The sequence below is a fragment of the Micromonospora sp. DH14 genome, from assembly GCF_029809455.1.
In the GTDB taxonomy this organism is placed as follows: domain Bacteria; phylum Actinomycetota; class Actinomycetes; order Mycobacteriales; family Micromonosporaceae; genus Micromonospora; species Micromonospora parva.
Genome location: NZ_JARVKT010000030.1, coordinates 60646 through 78726 on the forward strand (window position 1 = coordinate 60646; position 18081 = coordinate 78726).

Below are 18081 nucleotides of genomic sequence, written 5' to 3' on the forward strand. Positions count from 1 at the left end.
GTCGCCGAGATCGCTTGATGCTGAACCGCCCGGTCGTCCACAGCTACTCAGCATCAGGCGATCGGGCCGGCTTTCTGCGGTTGGAAATCTCCTCCAGGTGCTGGAGCTGGTGCTGCCGGACCATCTCGTCCCAGACGTCCTGGTCGTAGTCCGGGTCCGGCGGGATCCACTTGTGCGAGTTGTCGCTGTAGTGGAACCGCTCATCGCCCCGCCGGATCAGACTCACCGGACCCAGCCCAGGAAACGCCGGTGCAGCAGCCCGGCGGGCACCCAGGTCAGATCCTCGGCCGCCCACACCAGGTAGGACCCCATGTAGAGGGCCAACGACACAGGCGCGCCGTCGAACTCGGCACGAAGCTCCGTGCGTCGGGTCCGGCAGGGCCAAGGGGCACTGCAACCGCCGCAGGTCCACACCGGAAGGACCGGGCCGTGGGTGGTCACGGCAGACCATCCAGAAAGCGCCGGATGGCCGACCGGGCGTGCCAGCGGGCCGCCCATTCCGCCTGATAACAGGGGTACGGGGACAGCCGCGCCCACCACCAGCGACAGCCGGCGCAGAGCCCGTCAACGCCGGGCAGGTGCACGGACAAGATTCGTCCGGCCTGATCCTCGGTCACTCCTGCTCCTCCCCTGGCCAGTGGCCTCGCCGGATCGGGATGCGGTGCCGGGCTCGGCACGGCAGGTCGGCGCCACATCGGCAGATCCGCCGCCACCGCTGCCACGACCAGACCGGTCGATGCCGCCGAGCCAAGGTCAGCGCCACCGCCAGCAGGTAGTCGTCGTACGGCACCCGATCCGGCATCAGACCTCCCGACGATCCTCCTTGGACGCTCGATTGCCCGCTCATTTTGCGCGCGCATATTTAGATGGTCAACGACCACCGGTCATAGCGCTTGGGCGTGTCCGGCGATCCTGGGCGGCAGCGTTGGCGGCACAATGATCGCCATGGAGAGTCCGACCTTCGTTCGCTTCCAGCTCGGCGCGCAGCTCCGCCGGGTGCGCGAAGAGGCCAGCGTCACGGCCGAACAGGCTGCCGACGTCATCGAGGTCTCGGCGAGCACGCTCCGACGCATCGAAGCCGGGCGCGTTGGCATCAAGGCGCCCGCGCTCAACGCCCTGCTTGATCGATACGGCGTCACCGATGCCGAGCTGCGCGACACGCTCCTGTCAATGGCGAAGACCGGCAAACAGCGAGGCTGGTGGGCGAAGTACGGCGACCTGCCGTCGTCGTACCGCCAGTACATCGGCCTGGAGTCGGCGGCCGAAGAGGTACACAACTTCGAGACGCTGGTCGTCCCAGGGCTACTCCAGACAGAGGACTACGCCCGAGCCTTGACCAGCGAGGACGCGCTGGAGCCCTCACCCGAGGCGGTCGAGCGTCGAGTCGCCGTCCGAATGCAACGCCAGGAGCTGATCGCGACAGGGAAGCTGCGGCTGTTGGCCGTGCTCGACGAGGCGGTACTGCACCGACAAATTGGCGGAGCGGCCGTCATGGCTGAACAACTGTCCGCACTGCTCGAGGCCAGCAAGCGCTGGAACGTCACCCTTCAGGTCATCCCGTTCCGGGCGGGCGCCTACGCCTCAATGGTGTCGAGCTTCCACATCCTCAACTTCGCGGGCGGACCCGGAGTCGTCTACATCGAGGGCATCACGGGCGACCTCTACGCGGAAGGTGACGATGTGAGGCGTTGTACCGTGGTCTTCAACAGCCTGCGCGCCTCGGCCTTGTCTCCCAGCGACTCAATCGCAATGATCAAGACCATCCAGGATGCGGAGCCCGACATGTAGGAGGCGGCCAGTGGACTCGCAGTGGCGCAAGAGCACCCGCAGTGGCGGCAACGGCGCCTGTGTCGAGGTCAGGCGTGACGGGCAAGCCGCGGAGGTCCGAGACAGCAAGGACCAACTGGGCCCAACTCTTCGGTTCGACGCCGCAGCCTGGTCGACGTTTCTCTCTGAATTGAAGCGCTAGCAAGCGGAGCCCCCACCGCCCGGCGGCGCCTGTGTCGAAGTTGCCGCTCCACTCGTTGCTGTCTCGGTTTTAGCGACGCCGGCCCCCGGCGCTGCCCAGCGCGCACCTACGATCAGGCTGTGAAGCGACCACGCTTGTACGGGCCTGGCGAGTTGGCTGGCCTGTTCAACGTGTCGAGGCAGCGGGTACTGCAGATCACCCGCCGACCCGGCTTCCCTGAGCCGATGGCCCGCCTGATCGGGACGACGATCTGGGACGCGAACGAGGTGGACGAATGGGCCAAGCACAATCGCCCACCACGCCCAACCGAGGGCGACCACGAGGGCTGATCCGATGGCACCTATCGGCACGCCACGCTGGACCGGTTCCGCCAGTGACGTTCCGTTACAGCCAGCCAGAACCGGGTGTAGGGCACATCCGCTTCTGGCCGAAAGTAGTGCGTCGGTTAGCGGGACGAGGCTCGCGGGGCTTCACGGCATCGCGACGGGTGATCGGGCTCAAATCTCAGGGACGCAGGGTTACCTTGCCAGTGGTTCTGCGGGCGACGAGGTCCTCGAAGGCGCGGCGGGCGTCCTCAAGGGGATATGCCGCATGGACCATCGGCTTCAGCACTCCGGCAGCGGTCAGCGCGAACATCTCGGCTAACGGCTCCGCGTAGGCGCCGGGAACGGTGAGGGCCGGGCGTAGCCAGAAGCCCATCACGGCGGTGTTGCGTTCCGCGAGGGCACTCGGATCGACAGGTGGATAGCTTTGGCGGGAGGCATTCCCGAAGCTGACCAGACGTCCGAAGTTCCCCAGGATCTCGAGGCCGGCGCTGAACACGCGGCCGCCGATCGACTCGAGCACAACGTCCACCGGCATGCCATCGTTGGCCTCCCGGACCCGCTCGGCGTAACAGTCCGGGTCGCTGGACACGGCGACGTCCGCACCCAAGGACAGGGCCAGGTCACGTCGAGCGTCCGTAGAGGCTGTCGCGATCACACGCCCGGCACCGAAGTGCTTGGCGAGTTGCACAGCAAGCGAGCCGACACCACCGGCCGCGGCGTTGACGACAACGGTCTCACCGACGCGCATCCGCGCACAACTCTTCAATACATGCCAGGCGGTCAGGCCCTGGACGAGAAGCGCGAGCGCCTCGGCGTCGCCCACCCTGTCGGGCACCGCAACGGCGTCCGCGTCTTCCACGACCGCCCGCTCAGCGAAGCCACCACCGCCGAAAATCGGTGCGAGCACCCGGCGACCGTCAGTCGCCCGCCCGACCACCTCAGTGCCCGGGGTGAACGGTAGCTCCGGCACCGGACGATACGACCCGGCAATGCGGCTGGTGTCGGCGAAGTTGACCCCTGCCGCACTCACGTTGACGAGCAATTGACCATCGACCGTCACCGGCTCCGGCGCGTCGACAAGGTTCAAAACCTCGGGACCGCCGAAGCGGGCGCACTGCACAGCTCGCATGATCAACAACGTACACCGCGCCCGCAGTAACCGGCCAACGCAGCATGATCGATCATCCGCTTCTGCCGCGAGTCGCGCGTTGCCAGGCCTGACGGTGTCCTTGGGGCCGGCTGGTATGCGTACGGGCCGAGTTGGGTACGCAGGGGGCGGATCCCTCAGAACCCGCGATGGCTATAGCGGCAGCTCGAGTTCCCAACCGGCGAACGGAGGGTCCACTTCGTAGCTGTCGTCGCAGCAGCGACGGATCCACTGGGCGGCTCGATACTCCGCATCGCCGTAGTTGGTCACCTCGCCCGCCTCGTTGACGTCCAGAACGTTGGCAAAGATGGCGAACACCTGCTCCAGCCCCGATCCGTGCGCCATGACGACTGGTCGGTAATCGAAGTCCTCGAGCAAGTCCAGGACGAGAGTGCCGTTCGCCAGGTAGAAGGCGAAGAATCGAAGCGATGCCCGAACGTCCTCGGGTAGGTGTGCCATGACGGAATCCTCGCTTGAGGCGGCAGACCGACGCGGGCCGGTGCACTGTTCCAGCCACGATCCGCGCGGCTGCAGTTGAACGTGAGGGCCCCGCTGGGCCGTTTCGGGAGCCCGCTCATCATGAGCGGGCTCCCCGGAGCCTGGAAACGGCGCTGCCCCGGCCTCCCAGAAGGGGAGCCGGGGCAGCGCTTATTGCGTACGTCAGCTGCAGCCGCTGGTGGAGCCGCAGCCCTCGCAGACGTAGCAGCTACCGGCGGGGCGCATCTTCGTACCGCAGGTGAAGCAGAGCGGCGCGTCGGCGGCCTTGCCGATCACGGCCTCCAGCAGTTCGGTGCTGGAACCCACGGTCGGAGCCGGCTTGGCGGCGGCCACGTCGGCCATCTCCTGGGCCGGCTGGGCGACCGCCTCGGTCTTGGCCGGGGCCTCGACCGGCGCGGACGACGCCATCGCGGTGAGGTCCGCGCCGGTGACGGCGGCGGCTTCCGCGTCGGCTTCGGCCCGCAGCTGGGCGGCCCGCTCGCTGGCGGTGAAGATGCCCAGCTCGGCGCGGCGCTCGTAGGGCAGGAAGTCCAGTGCCAGGCGACGGAAGATGTAGTCCATCACCGAGGCGGCCATCCGCACGTCCGGGTCGTCGGTCATGCCGGCCGGCTCGAAGCGCATGTTGGTGAACTTGCTGACGAACGTCTCCAACGGCACGCCGTACTGGAGGCCGATGCTGATGGCCACCGAGAAGGCGTCCATCACGCCGGCCAGGGTGGAGCCCTGCTTGGACATCTTGAGGAAGACCTCACCGAGGCCGTCGTCCGGGTAGGACGACGCGGTCAGGTAACCCTCGGCGCCACCGACGGAGAAGCTGACCGTCTCGGACGGGCGCTTCTTCGGCAGGCGCTTACGCACCGGCCGGTACTCGATGACCTTCTCGACCGCGGCCGGCGCGGCGGCTGCGGTTTCGACGGCGGCCGGCTCGGTGGCCTTGTTGTTCTTCGCCACCGAGAGCGGCTGGCCGACCTTGCAGTTGTCGCGGTAGATCGCCAACGCCTTCAGGCCGAGCTTCCAGCCCTCGAAGTAAATCTTCTCGACGTCCTCGACGGTGGCCGCCTCCGGCATGTTGACCGTCTTGGAGATCGCGCCGGAGACGAACGGCTGGATGGCCGCCATCATCCGCACGTGGCCCATCGGGGCGATCGTCCGCTCGCCCATCGCGCAGTCGAAGACCGGGTAGTGCTCCGGCTTGAGGCCGGGGGCGTCCACAACGTGGCCGTGGTCCGCGATGTGCTCGACGATCGCCTCGACCTGCTCCTCGGGGTAGCCGAGGCTGCGCAGGGCGCGCGGCACCGTCTGGTTGACGATCTGCATCGAGCCGCCGCCGACCAGCTTCTTGAACTTGACCAGCGCCAGGTCCGGCTCCACGCCGGTCGTGTCGCAGTCCATCATGAAGCCGATGGTGCCGGTCGGGGCCAGGACGCTCGCCTGCGCGTTGCGCCAACCGAACTTGTCACCGATCTTGTTGCCCTGGGTCCACTGCTTGGTCGCCTCGCGGACGATCGCGGTGGCCACCGGGCTGGTCGGCTTGATCTCGTCGTTGGCCGCCGCGTGCTTGCGCATGACCCGCTTGTGCGGCTCGGCGTTGCGGGCGTAACCGTCGTACGGGCCGACGACGCCGGCCAGCTCGGCCGAGCGGCGGTAGGCGGTGCCGGTCATCAGCGAGGTGATCGCCGCGGCGACCGAGCGGCCCTGGTCCGAGTCGTACGGCAGGCCGGTGGCCATCAGCAGGGCGCCGAGGTTGGCGTAGCCGATGCCGAGCTGCCGGTAGGCGCGGGACGTCTCACCGATCTTGTCGGTCGGGAAGTCCGCGAAGCAGATCGAGATGTCCATCGCGGTGATGACGAACTCGACGGACTTGACGAACTTCTCCACCTCGAAGCCACCGTCGGCGCGGAGGAACTTCATCAGGTTGAGCGAGGCGAGGTTGCACGAGGAGTTGTCCAGGTGCAGGTACTCCGAGCACGGGTTCGACGCGGTGATCCGGCCGGTCTCCGGGCAGGTGTGCCAGTCGTTGATCGTGTCGTCGTACTGCAGGCCCGGGTCGGCGCACTCCCAGGCGGCCTGCGAGATGGAGCGGAACAGGTTCTTGGCGTCGACGGTCTCGATCACCGAGCCGTCGAGCCGGCCGCGCAGGTCGAAGCCCTTGCCGTTCTCCACCGCCGACATGAACTCGTCGGAGACCCGGACCGAGTTGTTGGCGTTCTGGTACTGCACGCTGACGATGTCGGAGCCGCCGAGGTCCATGTCGAACCCGGCGTCGCGCAGCGCGCGGATCTTGTCCTCCTCGCGCGCCTTGGTGACCACGAACTCCTGGATGTCCGGGTGGTCGACGTCGAGGATGACCATCTTGGCCGCCCGGCGGGTCGCGCCGCCGGACTTGATGGTGCCGGCCGAGGCGTCCGCGCCGCGCATGAAGCTGACCGGGCCGGAGGCGTTGCCGCCGGAGGAGAGCAGCTCACGGGACGAGCGGATGCGCGACAGGTTGACCCCGGAGCCGGAGCCACCCTTGAAGATCAGCCCCTCCTCCTTGTACCAGTCGAGGATCGAGTCCATCGAGTCGTCGACGGCCAGGATGAAGCAGGCGCTGACCTGCTGCGGCGACGGCGTGCCGACGTTGAACCAGACCGGCGAGTTGAAGCTGAACACCTGGTGCAGCAGCATCCAGGTCAGCTCGTGCGCGAAGACCTCGGCGTCGGCCGGGCTGGCGAAGTAGCCGTAGTCCTCACCGGCGGTGCGGTAGGTGGTGACCACCCGGTCGATCAGCTGCCGCAGCGACCACTCCCGCTCCGGGGTCCCCACCGCGCCCCGGAAGTACTTGGTGGTGACGATGTTCGCCGCGTTGACGCTCCACGACTCCGGGAACTCGACCCCCCGCTGCTCGAAGTTGATCGAGCCGTCCCGCCAGTTCGTCATCACGACGTCACGGCGCTCCCAGGAGACCTCGTCGTACGGGTGGACCCCCTCCGTCGTCCACACCCGGTCGATCTTCAGCCCCGTGCCTGCCTTGCTTCGTGAACGGCTAGTTGTCACGCCGTCGCCCCCCTCGTCTGCGCGGTGCCCCACCGCGCGTCCCAATCTCTCGAAAAACCGTGAAGACTCAGCTGGTACGGCCGGCGGCCTCAACCGCATCGGCCCGGCCCTGCTCCCGGGCTCGCGCCGCGGCCCGCAACGTCTCGATCTCGCGCTCGAAGTCGGCGAGCGAGTCGAACGAGCGGTAGACGCTGGCGAACCGCAGGTAGGCGATCTCGTCCAGGTCGCGCAGCGGACCCAGGATCGCCAGGCCCACCTCGTGACTGGGGATCTCGGCGGCTCCCTTGGCCCGGACCGTCTCCTCCACCCGCTGCGCGAGCAGCGCGAGGGAGTCGTCGTCCACCGGCCGGCCCTGGCACGCCTTACGCACCCCGCCGATGATCTTCGTGCGACTGAACGGCTCGGTCACCCCGCTGCGCTTGACGACCGCGAGGACCGCCTCCTCGACGGTGGTGAACCGCTTGCCGCACTCCGGGCAGGAACGCCGCCGTCGGATGAGCTGGCCGTCGTCGGCCTCCCGCGAGTCGACCACCCGGGAGTCAGCGTGCCGGCAGTACGGACACCGCATCGCCCACCTCCTTAAAAATGATCAACTGCGAGCACACCGGACACTTCCGGGCACGCCTCACCGCGACGGTGCCATCCTCGGATGACGCCCGCCGTGATCGACATTACGGGAGTGCGGTCGGTAGTCGAACCCAACCTGTAGGCAACTTACGCCCGTGTCACTACTACATCTAGGGGTCGACCGTATGTCGCCGAGGAAGCCGGGTCAAGTTGGCCGGCGTGTCCGGCGCGTCACGGACCATCCGGCCATCCACGCCCAGCAACGCGCCCGAAGACCCAACGCCCCGACCCCGCCCGGGTTATCGGCCAGGAAGCCAGAACCGGGCCGGAAAACAGCCGACGATCGAACACCAGTTCGACCTGACGTACCATTTATCAGAACATCCGTACGACCGGAGCGCTTTTTCACCCCGACACGCCGGTGAGAGGTCGTACAGATGTTTGAAAATGACTGATCTCACCTATACGGTCATGAACAACGTGGCACCACCGCACGCACCACGAGCCGACGAGGCACCCAGCGCCGACCAGGGAGGACGGACGTGACCGAGGACCGGGCCAGCCGGCCGAAGAGCCCGCAGCAGATCACCGAGGCGGGCCCGCCGGCCACCCGACGCCGCAGCGCCGCGCGCAGCCGGACGGGCCAGCCCGCCGTGCGCCCGGTCACCCCGGTGGTCAGCGCCTTCCCCGACCCGGCGACGGTCGACCTGACCGCCCGCCAGCGCCGCATCCTGGAGTTCATCCGCACCTGGGTGGAACGACACGGCTACCCGCCGAGCGTCCGCGAGATCGGCGAGGCGGTCGGCCTGGTGTCGCCGTCCAGCGTCGCCTACCAGCTCAAGGAGCTGGAAAAGAAGGGCTTCCTGCGGCGCGACCCGAACCGGCCGCGCGCGGTGGACGTCCGCGCCCCCAGCGAGGCGATCGACGACGAGCTGTCGAGGGCACAACGACCCACCCCGGCGTACGTGCCGATGCTCGGTCGGATCGCCGCCGGTGGGCCGATCCTCGCCGAGCAGGCCGTCGAGGACATCTTCCCGCTCCCCCGCGAGCTGGTGGGTGAGGGCGAGGTCTTCATGCTCCAGGTCAAGGGCGACTCGATGCTCGACGCGGCGATCTGCGACGGCGACTGGGTGGTCGTCCGGCAGCAGCCGACCGCCGACTCCGGCGAGATCGTGGCCGCGATGCTCGACGGTGAGGCGACCGTCAAGACCTACCGGCGGCGCGACGGGCACGTCTGGCTGATGCCTCAGAACCCTGCCTTCGACCCCATCCCCGGCGATGACGCCACCATCATGGGCCGGGTCGTGGCGGTGCTCCGCAGGATCTGACCGATCGGCGGGTGGGTGCCGACGGCACTCACCCGCACCGCTCGTCACGGGCGGGTGAGCGCCTCAGCGCTGATCAGTAGCGGTCGCCCCGGTGACCGCGACCGCCACCGGGATACTGCCCGTACGGGTCGTTGGGTGCGTCGTCGTCGCGTCGGCGAGCGGGCCGCTGACCCCGGTAGTCGGGCTCCTGCCCACCACGTCGGGGCGGCTCCGCGCGACCGGGTTGACCGCCGTCGCCGCCGCCGTACACCCCACCGCCGGGACGACCACCGCCCGCGCCCTGTGGGCGACCACCGCCACCGTGCGGGCGACCGCCGCCAGCCGGAGGCCGACCGCCACCACCCGGTGGGCGAGCGCCACCACTGACGGGGGGCCGACCGCCGCCACCGGCCGGGGGACGTCCGCCGCCGTACACGCCGGCGCCACCCGGTGCTGGCGCACCGTAGCCACCGTCGGCCGAGGCCGGCCGAGGGCCACCGCCGTACACGGCACCACCGGCCGGGGCCGGGCCGCCGCGACCCGCGCCCCCGCCGTAGACCGCGCCGCCGGCCGGCGCGCCGCCACCGTAGACACCGCCCCTGCGGTCGTCGTCGGCACGGCCGCCGCGCGGCCCGAACGGGTCGTCGTCGGGATCCGAGGTGTCGGACGGGTCGGCGGACGGCGGACGACGCCGCGCGCGAACGATGCCGAAGATGCCGGCGGCGACCAACAGCAGGCCGATCAGCCCGACCGCCCCGACCAGATATGTGATGTCGTCGAGGCTCAACCCGTCCGTCCAGGATTTCGAGGCAGCCGGTTTGCCGCCCTCCTCCGGGGCCAGTGGCACCGCGGTGGAGGTGGACGGGGTGTAGCTGAGGATGTCGAGCGGCTCGTCCTCGGCGAACCGGCCCGCATCGGAGACGGTGAGGAACGACTTCCCGTCCGAGGAATAGCTGATGGCCTCACCGAACGGGTCGGCCAGCGGCGTCACCCGCGGCTTGCCGGTGGTGAGCGCGGCAACGATGTCACCATCGGTCACGTCGAACTCGAAGGCGTCCGCGTAGGTGCGCAGGACCACCCGGGAACCGTCAGCGGTCCGGGACGCGCCGGTGATGGCGATCCGGCCGAACGTGTTGAGGGGGTTCTCCGTCTGGGTCTTCGGCAGCGTGAAATCGCCGGCCTTCTGCAGCGGCACCGGGTCGGTGTCCCCGCTCTTCAGGGCCGCCGACGGCGTGTAGATCTCGGCCTTGCCACTGGTCACCTTCGTGATGATCAGCGGCTTCCCGTCGTCGCCGATGAGCAGCGCCTCGGCGTCGTGCGGTTTCGACTCGGGGTAGGAGAGCCGGTGCAGCGTCGGCAGCTTGGAACCGGTGACCGGCATCGACCAGAGCGCGACGCGGCTGCGACGCTCCTTCGAGTCGGGATTGTCACCGGTGTCGGCGATCCAGAGGGTCTTGCCGTCCTTGGACAGGGCGAGATCCTCGGTGTCGAACGGACCCTGCCCCGAGTAGCGGACCGGCTCCTTCGACGAGATCTTGCACTTGCTGTCGAGGAAGAAGATCCGCTTGCGTGCCGCGACCTCGGTGCCGTCGTTGATGACGATGTAGCCGGTCTTGGTGGCGACCAGCCCGGACAGCTCCCGTAGGCGCTCGTCGGTGATCGTGCATCGCTTCTGGCCAGGGTTGGCGGCGGGCGGCCCGGACGACCCAGGGGCGGGAGCCGCCGCGGCGACTCCGGCGAGCGCCACGGTTGCCCCGAACAGGCCGAGGGCAACCGTGACCGAGGAAACAACGCGGCGCATTCGGCCAGTGTCGCATGCCGCGCGTTTCCGGTGGATGACGCCGTGGCCGGTCAGGACCGGCTGCCGGCCACCTGCTCCTGCCGTTCCACGTCGAACGCCGCCAACTCCGCCGCCAACTCCGCGCCGACGCGCACATGCAGCAGGGTGCCCTCCGGCAGGTGCGCCGTGCTGAGCACCTCACCCGTGCGGTGCGCCCGGGCCACCAGGTCGCCCCGGTCGTACGGCAGCACTGCCCGGACCTCCACGGCCGGGCTCGGCAGCCGCTCCTCGATCGCCGCGCGCAGCTCGTCCATGCCCCGACCTGAGTACGCGGACACGAAGATCGCGTCCGGCCAGAGCCGCTTGAGCCGCAGCAGCGTGTCCTCGTCGGTGGCGTCGGTCTTGTTGACCACCAACAGCTCGGGCAGCCGGTCCGCGCCCACCTCGGCGAGCACCTCGTGCACCGCCCGGACCTGCTCCTCCGGATCCGGGTGGGTGCCGTCGACGACGTGCACCACCAGATCCGCCTCGGCGACCTCCTCCAGCGTCGAGCGGAACGCCTCGACGATCTGGTGCGGCAGGTGCCGGACGAAGCCGACCGTGTCGGAGAGGGTGTAGAGCCGACCGTCCGAGGCGGTGGCCTTTCGGGTCGTCGGGTCCAGCGTGGCGAACAGCGCGTTCTCCACCAGCACTCCTGCGCCGGTCAGCCGGTTGAGCAGGCTGGACTTGCCGGCGTTGGTGTAGCCGGCGATGGCGACCGCGGGAACGGCGTTGCGGGAGCGGCGGGCGCGCTTGGTCACGCGTACCGTCTTCATGCTCTTGATCTCGCGGCGCAGCCGGGAGATGCGGTGACGGATGCGCCGCCGGTCGGTCTCCAGCTTGGTCTCACCGGGACCACGGACACCCACACCGCCGCCGGCGCCGCCGCCCCGGCCGGAACCACCGGTCTGCCGGGAGAGCGTCTCACCCCAACCGCGGAGTCGGGGCAGCAGGTATTCGAGCTGGGCCAGCTCGACCTGCGCCTTACCTTCCTTGCTCTTGGCGTGCTGGGCGAAGATGTCGAGGATCAGCGCCGTCCGGTCGACAACCTTGACCTTGGTGCGCTGCTCCAGGTTGCGCAGCTGCGACGGGGACAACTCACCGTCACAGATGACGGTGTCGGCGCCGGTGGAGAGGACCACCGCGCCCAGGTCGTCGACCTTGCCGCGGCCGATGTACGTGGCCGGGTCGGGTCGCGTCCGCCGCTGGATGAGCCCTTCGAGCACCTGCGAACCGGCGGTCTCGGCCAGCGCGGCCAGCTCGGTCAGGGAATTCTCCGCGTCGGTGACTGTGCCTTCGGTCCAGACGCCCACCAGGACGACCCGCTCCAGCCGCAGCTGGCGGTATTCCACCTCGGTGACGTCGGTGAGCTCGGTTGACAGGCCCGGGACGCGTCGGAGGGACTGCCGCTCCGACAGCTCCATCTCGCCGGTGGTGACGTCGTCGAGCTCGTCCTCGACGGGGACAAAGCTCTCCTGGTCTCGCAAGCGGTTCTCCTGTCCGTTTTGATAAGTAGAACGTAATCCTGACATGACACAACGCCGAACGCACCTGCTATATGCCCATGGTGAAGGTCGCCAAAAGTGGGGGCGAATGCTGGTCGGCACCGACAACCCGGTAGAAATGCGGGCGGCGGCCGAGCGGCCGCACAGCCGTTACGGAGGGATCCCGTGGCCATCACCCGACTGCCCAGCGCCGGATTTTCGATCACCATCCGGATCGCCGTGACCGCGGACGCGTCCTCGATCGGCCGGCTCACCACCTCGGTCGGCGAGGCCGGGGCGATCGTCACGGCGCTGGACGTGGTGGACTCGGACCCGAACAGCGTCATCGTCGACCTGACCTGCGACACCGCCGACGCCGGTCACGCCGACCAGGTGGTCGAGGCGCTGACCGCGCTGGACGGCGTGGACGTGCGCAAGGTGTCGGACCGGACGTTCCTGCTGCACCTGGGCGGCAAGATCGAGGTGACCTCGAAGGTCGCGCTGCGCAACCGCGACGAGCTGTCCCGCGCGTACACGCCGGGGGTGGCCCGGGTCTGCATGGCGATCGCCGAGAACCCGGCCGACGCCCGGCGACTGACCATCAAGCGCAACACCGTCGCGGTGGTCAGCGACGGCTCGGCGGTGCTCGGCCTGGGCAACCTCGGCCCGGCCGCGTCGCTGCCGGTGATGGAGGGCAAGGCGGCGCTGTTCAAGCGCTTCGGCGGGGTGGACGCCTGGCCGGTGGTGCTGGACACCCAGGACACCGACGAGATCGTGCAGATCGTCAAGGCGATCGCGCCGGCGTACGGCGGCATCAACCTGGAGGACATCGCCGCGCCGCGCTGCTTCGAGATCGAGGCCCGGCTGCGCGAGGCGCTGGACATCCCGGTCTTCCACGACGACCAGCACGGCACCGCGATCTGCGTGCTGGCCGCGCTGACCAACGCGCTGCGGGTGGTGGGCAAGCGGCTGGAGGACGTCCGGGTGGTCGTCTCCGGAGCCGGCGCGGCCGGCACCGCGATCATGAAGCTGCTGCTGCGCCAGGGCGTCGGCGACATCATCGCGTACGACCGGGAGGGTGCCCTGCACCGTGGGCTGACCGGGCTCAACTCGGCCTGGCAGTGGCTGGCGGAGAACACCAACAAGGAGAACTACTCCGGCGACCTGCCCGGCGCGATCCGGGGCGCCGACGTGTTCATCGGGGTCAGCGCGCCGAACCTGCTCACCGGCGAGGACATCGCGCAGATGGCCAAGGACTCGATCGTCTTCGCCCTCGCGAACCCGGACCCGGAGGTCGACCCCCGGGAGGCGCGCAAGCACGCCGCGGTGGTCGCCACCGGCCGCTCGGACCAGCCGAACCAGATCAACAACGTGCTCGCGTTCCCCGGAGTGTTCCGCGGCATGCTGGATGCGCACGCCGAGGAGTTCACCGAGGAGATGGCCATCGCGGCGGCCCAGGCCATCGCGGACGTGGTCGGCGAAGACAAGATCAACCCGACGGTGATCGTGCCGAGCGTCTTCGACTCCCGGGTCGCCCCGGCGGTCGCCGCCGCCGTCCGCGCCGCCGCGCACAACCCCAGCCCGCTCCCGGCCGCCGACCCCGGCCCGGCCGACCTCCCCGAGATCGCGGCAAACGCCAGCGCAACCCCCTAACAGGAACCACCCCCACCCCAGCCCACCCCACTCCGTCGATCATGAAGTTGTTGCCACGACACGCCGAGGAGGCTGGCAATAACTTCATGATCGACGCGGTGCCCCAAGGGGGCGACCGTGCTCCCGACGGGGTGGCGGGGCGGGGCGGGTTTGGTTTAGGGGTGCAGGGCGGTGGGGTTGATCTCGCCGGTGGCTACCAGGACGGCGGGGCCGGAGAGCCAGCACGAGTTTTCGGTGACGGTCACCGTGAGGCGGCCGCCGGGCACGTCCACGGCCACCACGCCGGTGTCCCGGCCGGCGTCGCGCAGGGCCACCGCGCCCACCGCGCAGGCACCCGTGCCGCAGGAGAGGGTCTCGGCGCTGCCGCGCTCGTACACCCGCATCAGGGTGTGCCCGTCGGTGCCGTCGACCGGGTCGCCCGCCACGATGAACTCGACGTTCACCCCGTTCGGGAAGACCTCCCTGTCGAACCCGGGCGCGACCGTCAGGTCCAGCTCCGACAACTCCACGCCGGCCGGCAGGACACAGACCAGGTGCGGGTTGCCGACGTCCACCACCGCGCCGGTCAGGGTCAGCCCGCCGAGGGTGGCGGCGGAACTGTCGTACACCCGGGGTCGGCGCATCTCGACGGACACGGCGTCGCCCTCGACCAGGGCGCGCACGACGCCGGCCCGGGTGGCCACCGGCAGCGCCGCGCCCGCGGGCGTGGCCAGGCCGGTGTCGAGCAGGTAGCGCACGAAGACCCGGGAGCCGTTGCCGCACATCTCGGCGAACGAGCCGTCGGCGTTCCAGTAGTCCATGAACCACTCGGCCTCGCCGGCCTGACCTGCGCCGTCCGGATGCTTGGCCGCGCGGACCACCCGTAGTACGCCGTCCGCGCCGACGCCCCGACGCCGGTCGCAGAGCGCCGCGACCAGCTCCGGGGTCAGGTCGAGCTGACCGTCCGGGTCGGGAAGGAGGACGAAGTCGTTGCCGGTGCCGTGGCCCTTGGTGAACTCCACGCCCCCATTATCGCGTCTCGGCCGGCACCAGGCGCAGGGCGGCCCCGATCAGGTCCGGGGTCGCCGAGTCCAGCCAGTTGATCCGCGGGTCGCGCCGGAACCAGGACCGCTGCCGGCGGACGAAACGCCGGGTGGCCCGGACCGTCTCGTCGTGCGCCTGCGCCTCGGTCAACTCGCCGGCCAACATGCGCAGCACCTGCTGGTAGCCGAGCGCCCGGCTCGCCGTGCGCCCCTCGGGCAGCCCGCGCCCGACCAGCTCACGGGTCTCGGACACCAGGCCGTCGGCCCACATCCGGTCCACCCGCACCGCGATCCGCTCGTCCAACAGCCCGGTGTCCAGGTCGACGCCGAGCTGCACCGACGGGTAGTACGGCGTGGGCTGCGGCAGCGAGGCGGCGAACGGCGCGCCGGTCAACTCGATCACCTCCAGGGCCCGCACGATCCGACGCCCGTTGGCCGGCAGGATGCTCTCGGCGGCGGCCGGGTCGGCGGCGCGCAGCCGCGCGTACAGCGGGGCCGGGCCGACCTCGGCCAACTCCCGTTCCAGCCGCTCCCGCAGCGCCGCGTCGGTGCCCGGAAACTCGAAGCGCTCCAGCACCGCCCGCACGTACAGCCCGGAGCCACCGACGAGCAGCGGCACCCGCCCCCGGGACAGGATGTCGTCCACCGCCGCGCGCGCCAGCCGCTGGTACTCCGCGACGCTCGCCGGCTCGGTGACCTCCCAGATGTCCAGCAGGTGATGCGGCACACCGTCGCGCTCGGCGACCGTCAGCTTGGCGGTGCCGATGTCCATGCCCCGGTAGAGCTGCATCGAGTCGGCGTTGACCACCTCGCCGTCCAGGGCGTGCGCCAACGCGATGCTCAGCGCCGACTTGCCGGCCGCCGTCGGGCCGACCACCGCGACGACCGTGCCGCTGGTCACGCCCGCTCCCAGGACGCCACGAAGTAGGCCACACCGTAGGGGACGGAGTCGTGCAGCAACTCGCCGCGCCACGCTGGACCGGCCGCGCGGGCCGCGCCGGCCAGCACCTGCCAGGGGGCGCGACCGGCGGCCTTCAGCTCCGCCGACACCACCGGGTCGAGGTCGAGCAGGGCGTCCAGGTCCGCGTCGGCCAGCGCCGCGGCAACCCCCTGGTCGTACGGGAGGGCACGCGCGTCGTCGTACCCGGGTGCCTTCTCTCCCCGGCAGGCCGACCCGTCTCCCAGCACCAGCGCCGCCACCCGGTCACCCGCGGCGTCGACCTGCTCGGCGAGCGCGGCCAGCTCGGCCGGGCCGGCGTCGGCGGCCACCTGCACGGCGGTCACCGGAACCCGGGGGTCGTGGCGGGCCAGCAGCCACGCGCCGATGGTCAGGCTCAACGGCAGCACCGCGCCCCGGTCGGGCTGGCCGGACACCAGCGGCACGTCCAGGTCGACGCCCCAGGGCTGGAGGGACCCGGTCGCCGGGGTGCGGATCGGGCCGGTCACCGGGCCGGTGCCCAGCAGCACCACGATGTCCGGATCGGTGGCCAACAGCCGGCGTACGGCGGTGTCACAGGCCGCCCGCAGATCGTCCAGCTCGGGGGCCGCTGACCCGGCCACTTCGGGCACGAGCAGGGGCGGATGCGGGCAGACGGCGGCGGCGAGCAGTGGCACCCGTTCACCGTAGCGGGAATCCCCGGTGCGTCTCCGAGCCGATCCGGTCATTCGGCCACTAGGACACCGTATGGTCACGGTCGGCGATAGGCGCTCGACGCGGACCGGGTCGGACCTGTGACAATGCCGGAAGCAACTTGGCTGCGCCGTGGCGGCGACGGGGGATCGATCCCTCGACGCCGGGAGAACGAGGATGGGCACATGAGCGACTGGACTGCCTTCGGACGGGTGGACGCGGACGGCACCGTGTACGTCAAGACCACCGAGGGCGAGCGGGTGGTCGGATCCTGGCAGGCGGGAGCACCGGAGGAGGGCCTGGCACACTTCGCACGTCGCTTCGCCGACCTGGTGACCGAGGTGGATCTGACCGAGGCGCGGCTCAAGTCGGGTGCGGCGGACGCCGGGCACTCGCTGAGCACGATCCGGCGGATCCGCGCGACGCTGCCCGAGGCCAACGTGGTCGGCGACATCGACGCGCTGGCCGCACGCCTGGACAAGCTGGCGACGTTCGCCGAGGAGAAGGCCGGCGAGGCGCGTGCCGCCCGGGACGCCGCGCGCGTCGAGGCCCTGGCCCGCAAGACCGCCCTGGTCGAGGAGGCCGAGAAGCTGGCCGCCGAGTCCACCGGTTGGAAGACCGCCGGGGACCGGCTCAAGGAGATCCTCGACGAGTGGAAGACCATCCGTGGGGTCGACAAGAAGGCCGACGGTGAGCTGTGGAAGCGGTTCGCCGCCGCCCGGGACGGCTTCACCCGCCGCCGTGGCGCCCACTTCGCCTCCCTGGACTCGCAGCGCAAGCAGGCGCAGACCGTCAAGGAGGAGCTGGTCGCCGAAGCGGAGAAGCTTCAGGACTCCACCGACTGGGCCGCCACGGCAAACCAGCTCAAGGACCTGATGACCCAGTGGAAGGCCGCTCCGCGCGCCTCCAAGGAGGCCGAGCAGAAGCTCTGGGAACGGTTCCGGGGAGCGCAGGACGCCTTCTTCAGCCGGCGTAGTGAGGTCTTCTCCGCCCGCGACAACGAGCAGCGCGGCAACCTGGAGCGCAAGCAGGCCCTGCTCGCCGAGGCCGAGGCGTTGGACATCGACGCCGACCCGAAGGGCGCCCAGGCCAAGCTGCGGGAGGTCCAGGCCCAGTGGCACGAGGCCGGTCGGGTGCCCCGCGAGGCGGCCGCCGGGCTGGAGCGGCGTCTGCGCGCCATCGACGACAAGGTCCGTGACGTGATGGACTCGGCGTGGCGTCGCACCACCAAGGAGGACAACCCGCTGCTCGCCCAGATGCGGGCGCAGGTGGCGGAGGCCGAGGACCGGCTGGCCCGGGCGCAGAGCGCCGGGGACGCGCGCCGGATCAAGGAGGCCGAGCAGGCCCTCGCCTCCAAGCGGCAGTTCCTGCAACTCGCCGAGCAGGCCGGCTGAGCTGACGACGTCCGGAGCCCCCCGGTCCCTCTCGGGACCGGGGGGCTCCCGCGTGTCCAACCCACACCCGACCGCGCCGCCGGGGCCAAGATCCGCGCAAGTTCAGGGATGTTGCTGCCTCCGGCGACCGGTAGACAGCAACATCCCTGATGTTGCGCGGATCTTGCCGAAAGGCGGGACCGCGGGGACGGGCGGGCGGCGCCGGGACGGCGCGGGCGGGGGCGAGGGC

General features: G+C 70.2%; 18 protein-coding genes. 6 read left to right on the forward strand and 12 right to left on the reverse strand.

Annotation, left to right across the window (positions count from 1 at the left end):
- Positions 1–43: 43 nt before the first annotated feature.
- The 3 genes from QCZ28_RS27940 to QCZ28_RS27950 form a co-directional block, all read right to left on the reverse strand.
- Entirely contained in the window at positions 44–226 is a 183-nt protein-coding gene (locus tag QCZ28_RS27940; RefSeq protein ID WP_279519420.1) for a hypothetical protein, read from the reverse strand.
- A gap of 211 nt (positions 227–437) precedes the next feature.
- Entirely contained in the window at positions 438–617 is a 180-nt protein-coding gene (locus QCZ28_RS27945; RefSeq protein WP_279519421.1) for a hypothetical protein, read from the reverse strand.
- Positions 614–802 (reverse strand): hypothetical protein, encoded by a 189-nt coding sequence (locus tag QCZ28_RS27950; protein WP_279519422.1) that lies wholly within the window; start codon positions 800–802, stop codon positions 614–616. The genes QCZ28_RS27945 and QCZ28_RS27950 overlap by 4 nt, the downstream gene beginning before the upstream one ends.
- Before the next feature lie 143 nt (positions 803–945).
- Here QCZ28_RS27950 and QCZ28_RS27955 point away from each other — a divergent pair, with 143 nt between their 5' ends.
- From QCZ28_RS27955 to QCZ28_RS27965, 3 genes are all read left to right on the forward strand, one after another.
- On the forward strand, positions 946–1788 hold the full coding sequence (locus QCZ28_RS27955) for a helix-turn-helix transcriptional regulator (protein WP_279519423.1): 843 nt from the start codon (positions 946–948) through the stop codon (positions 1786–1788).
- Positions 1769–1969 carry a DUF397 domain-containing protein gene (locus QCZ28_RS27960; RefSeq protein ID WP_279519424.1) on the forward strand — a complete coding sequence of 67 codons (201 nt, stop codon included), beginning with the start codon at positions 1769–1771 and terminating at the stop codon, positions 1967–1969. The genes QCZ28_RS27955 and QCZ28_RS27960 overlap by 20 nt, the downstream gene beginning before the upstream one ends.
- 119 nt (positions 1970–2088) lie before the next feature.
- Positions 2089–2298, forward strand: coding sequence for a DNA-binding protein (locus QCZ28_RS27965; protein ID WP_279519425.1), 210 nt, complete (start codon positions 2089–2091; stop codon positions 2296–2298).
- 175 nt (positions 2299–2473) lie between these two features.
- Here QCZ28_RS27965 and QCZ28_RS27970 read toward each other — a convergent pair whose 3' ends face one another.
- The 4 genes from QCZ28_RS27970 to nrdR form a co-directional block, all read right to left on the reverse strand.
- Positions 2474–3424, reverse strand: coding sequence for an NADPH:quinone oxidoreductase family protein (locus QCZ28_RS27970; RefSeq protein WP_279519426.1), 951 nt, complete (start codon positions 3422–3424; stop codon positions 2474–2476).
- Between the two features lie 171 nt (positions 3425–3595).
- Positions 3596–3901, reverse strand: coding sequence for a hypothetical protein (locus tag QCZ28_RS27975; RefSeq protein ID WP_279519427.1), 306 nt, complete (start codon positions 3899–3901; stop codon positions 3596–3598).
- A 201-nt stretch (positions 3902–4102) separates the two neighbouring features.
- Complete coding sequence (locus QCZ28_RS27980; RefSeq protein WP_279519428.1) at positions 4103–7009, reverse strand: vitamin B12-dependent ribonucleotide reductase; 2907 nt, start codon at positions 7007–7009, stop codon at positions 4103–4105.
- Positions 7010–7043: 34 nt separating this feature from the next.
- Positions 7044–7544: a transcriptional regulator NrdR gene (gene nrdR / locus QCZ28_RS27985; RefSeq protein WP_210858234.1), complete on the reverse strand. Its 501-nt coding sequence runs from the start codon at positions 7542–7544 to the stop codon at positions 7044–7046.
- 541 nt (positions 7545–8085) lie between these two features.
- Here nrdR and lexA point away from each other — a divergent pair.
- Positions 8086–8871, forward strand: a complete 786-nt coding sequence (lexA, locus tag QCZ28_RS27990) for a transcriptional repressor LexA (protein WP_091400540.1) — start codon at positions 8086–8088, stop codon at positions 8869–8871.
- 73 nt (positions 8872–8944) lie between these two features.
- Here lexA and QCZ28_RS27995 read toward each other — a convergent pair whose 3' ends face one another.
- The gene (locus QCZ28_RS27995; protein ID WP_279519429.1) at positions 8945–10651 is read right to left on the reverse strand and encodes a hypothetical protein; all 1707 of its coding nucleotides are present in this window, start codon (positions 10649–10651) and stop codon (positions 8945–8947) included.
- A gap of 50 nt (positions 10652–10701) precedes the next feature.
- Positions 10702–12156 carry a GTPase HflX gene (hflX, locus tag QCZ28_RS28000; RefSeq protein ID WP_279519430.1) on the reverse strand — a complete coding sequence of 485 codons (1455 nt, stop codon included), beginning with the start codon at positions 12154–12156 and terminating at the stop codon, positions 10702–10704.
- A gap of 183 nt (positions 12157–12339) precedes the next feature.
- Between hflX and QCZ28_RS28005 the strand changes: the two genes are divergently transcribed.
- Complete coding sequence (locus QCZ28_RS28005) at positions 12340–13806, forward strand: NAD-dependent malic enzyme (RefSeq protein WP_279519431.1); 1467 nt, start codon at positions 12340–12342, stop codon at positions 13804–13806.
- Between the two features lie 155 nt (positions 13807–13961).
- On the opposite strand, the gene dapF is transcribed toward QCZ28_RS28005, so the two are convergent.
- From dapF to QCZ28_RS28020, 3 genes are read right to left on the reverse strand one after another with little or no spacing between them, the layout of a single operon-like run.
- Complete coding sequence (dapF, locus tag QCZ28_RS28010; RefSeq protein ID WP_279519432.1) at positions 13962–14807, reverse strand: diaminopimelate epimerase; 846 nt, start codon at positions 14805–14807, stop codon at positions 13962–13964.
- A gap of 7 nt (positions 14808–14814) precedes the next feature.
- On the reverse strand, positions 14815–15729 hold the full coding sequence (miaA, locus tag QCZ28_RS28015) for a tRNA (adenosine(37)-N6)-dimethylallyltransferase MiaA (RefSeq protein ID WP_279519433.1): 915 nt from the start codon (positions 15727–15729) through the stop codon (positions 14815–14817).
- Positions 15726–16493, reverse strand: coding sequence for a hypothetical protein (locus QCZ28_RS28020; RefSeq protein ID WP_279519434.1), 768 nt, complete (start codon positions 16491–16493; stop codon positions 15726–15728). The genes miaA and QCZ28_RS28020 overlap by 4 nt, the downstream gene beginning before the upstream one ends.
- A gap of 150 nt (positions 16494–16643) precedes the next feature.
- On the opposite strand from QCZ28_RS28020, the gene QCZ28_RS28025 reads away from it, so the two are divergent.
- Positions 16644–17852, forward strand: coding sequence for a DUF349 domain-containing protein (locus tag QCZ28_RS28025; RefSeq protein WP_279519435.1), 1209 nt, complete (start codon positions 16644–16646; stop codon positions 17850–17852).
- Positions 17853–18081 lie beyond the last annotated feature (229 nt).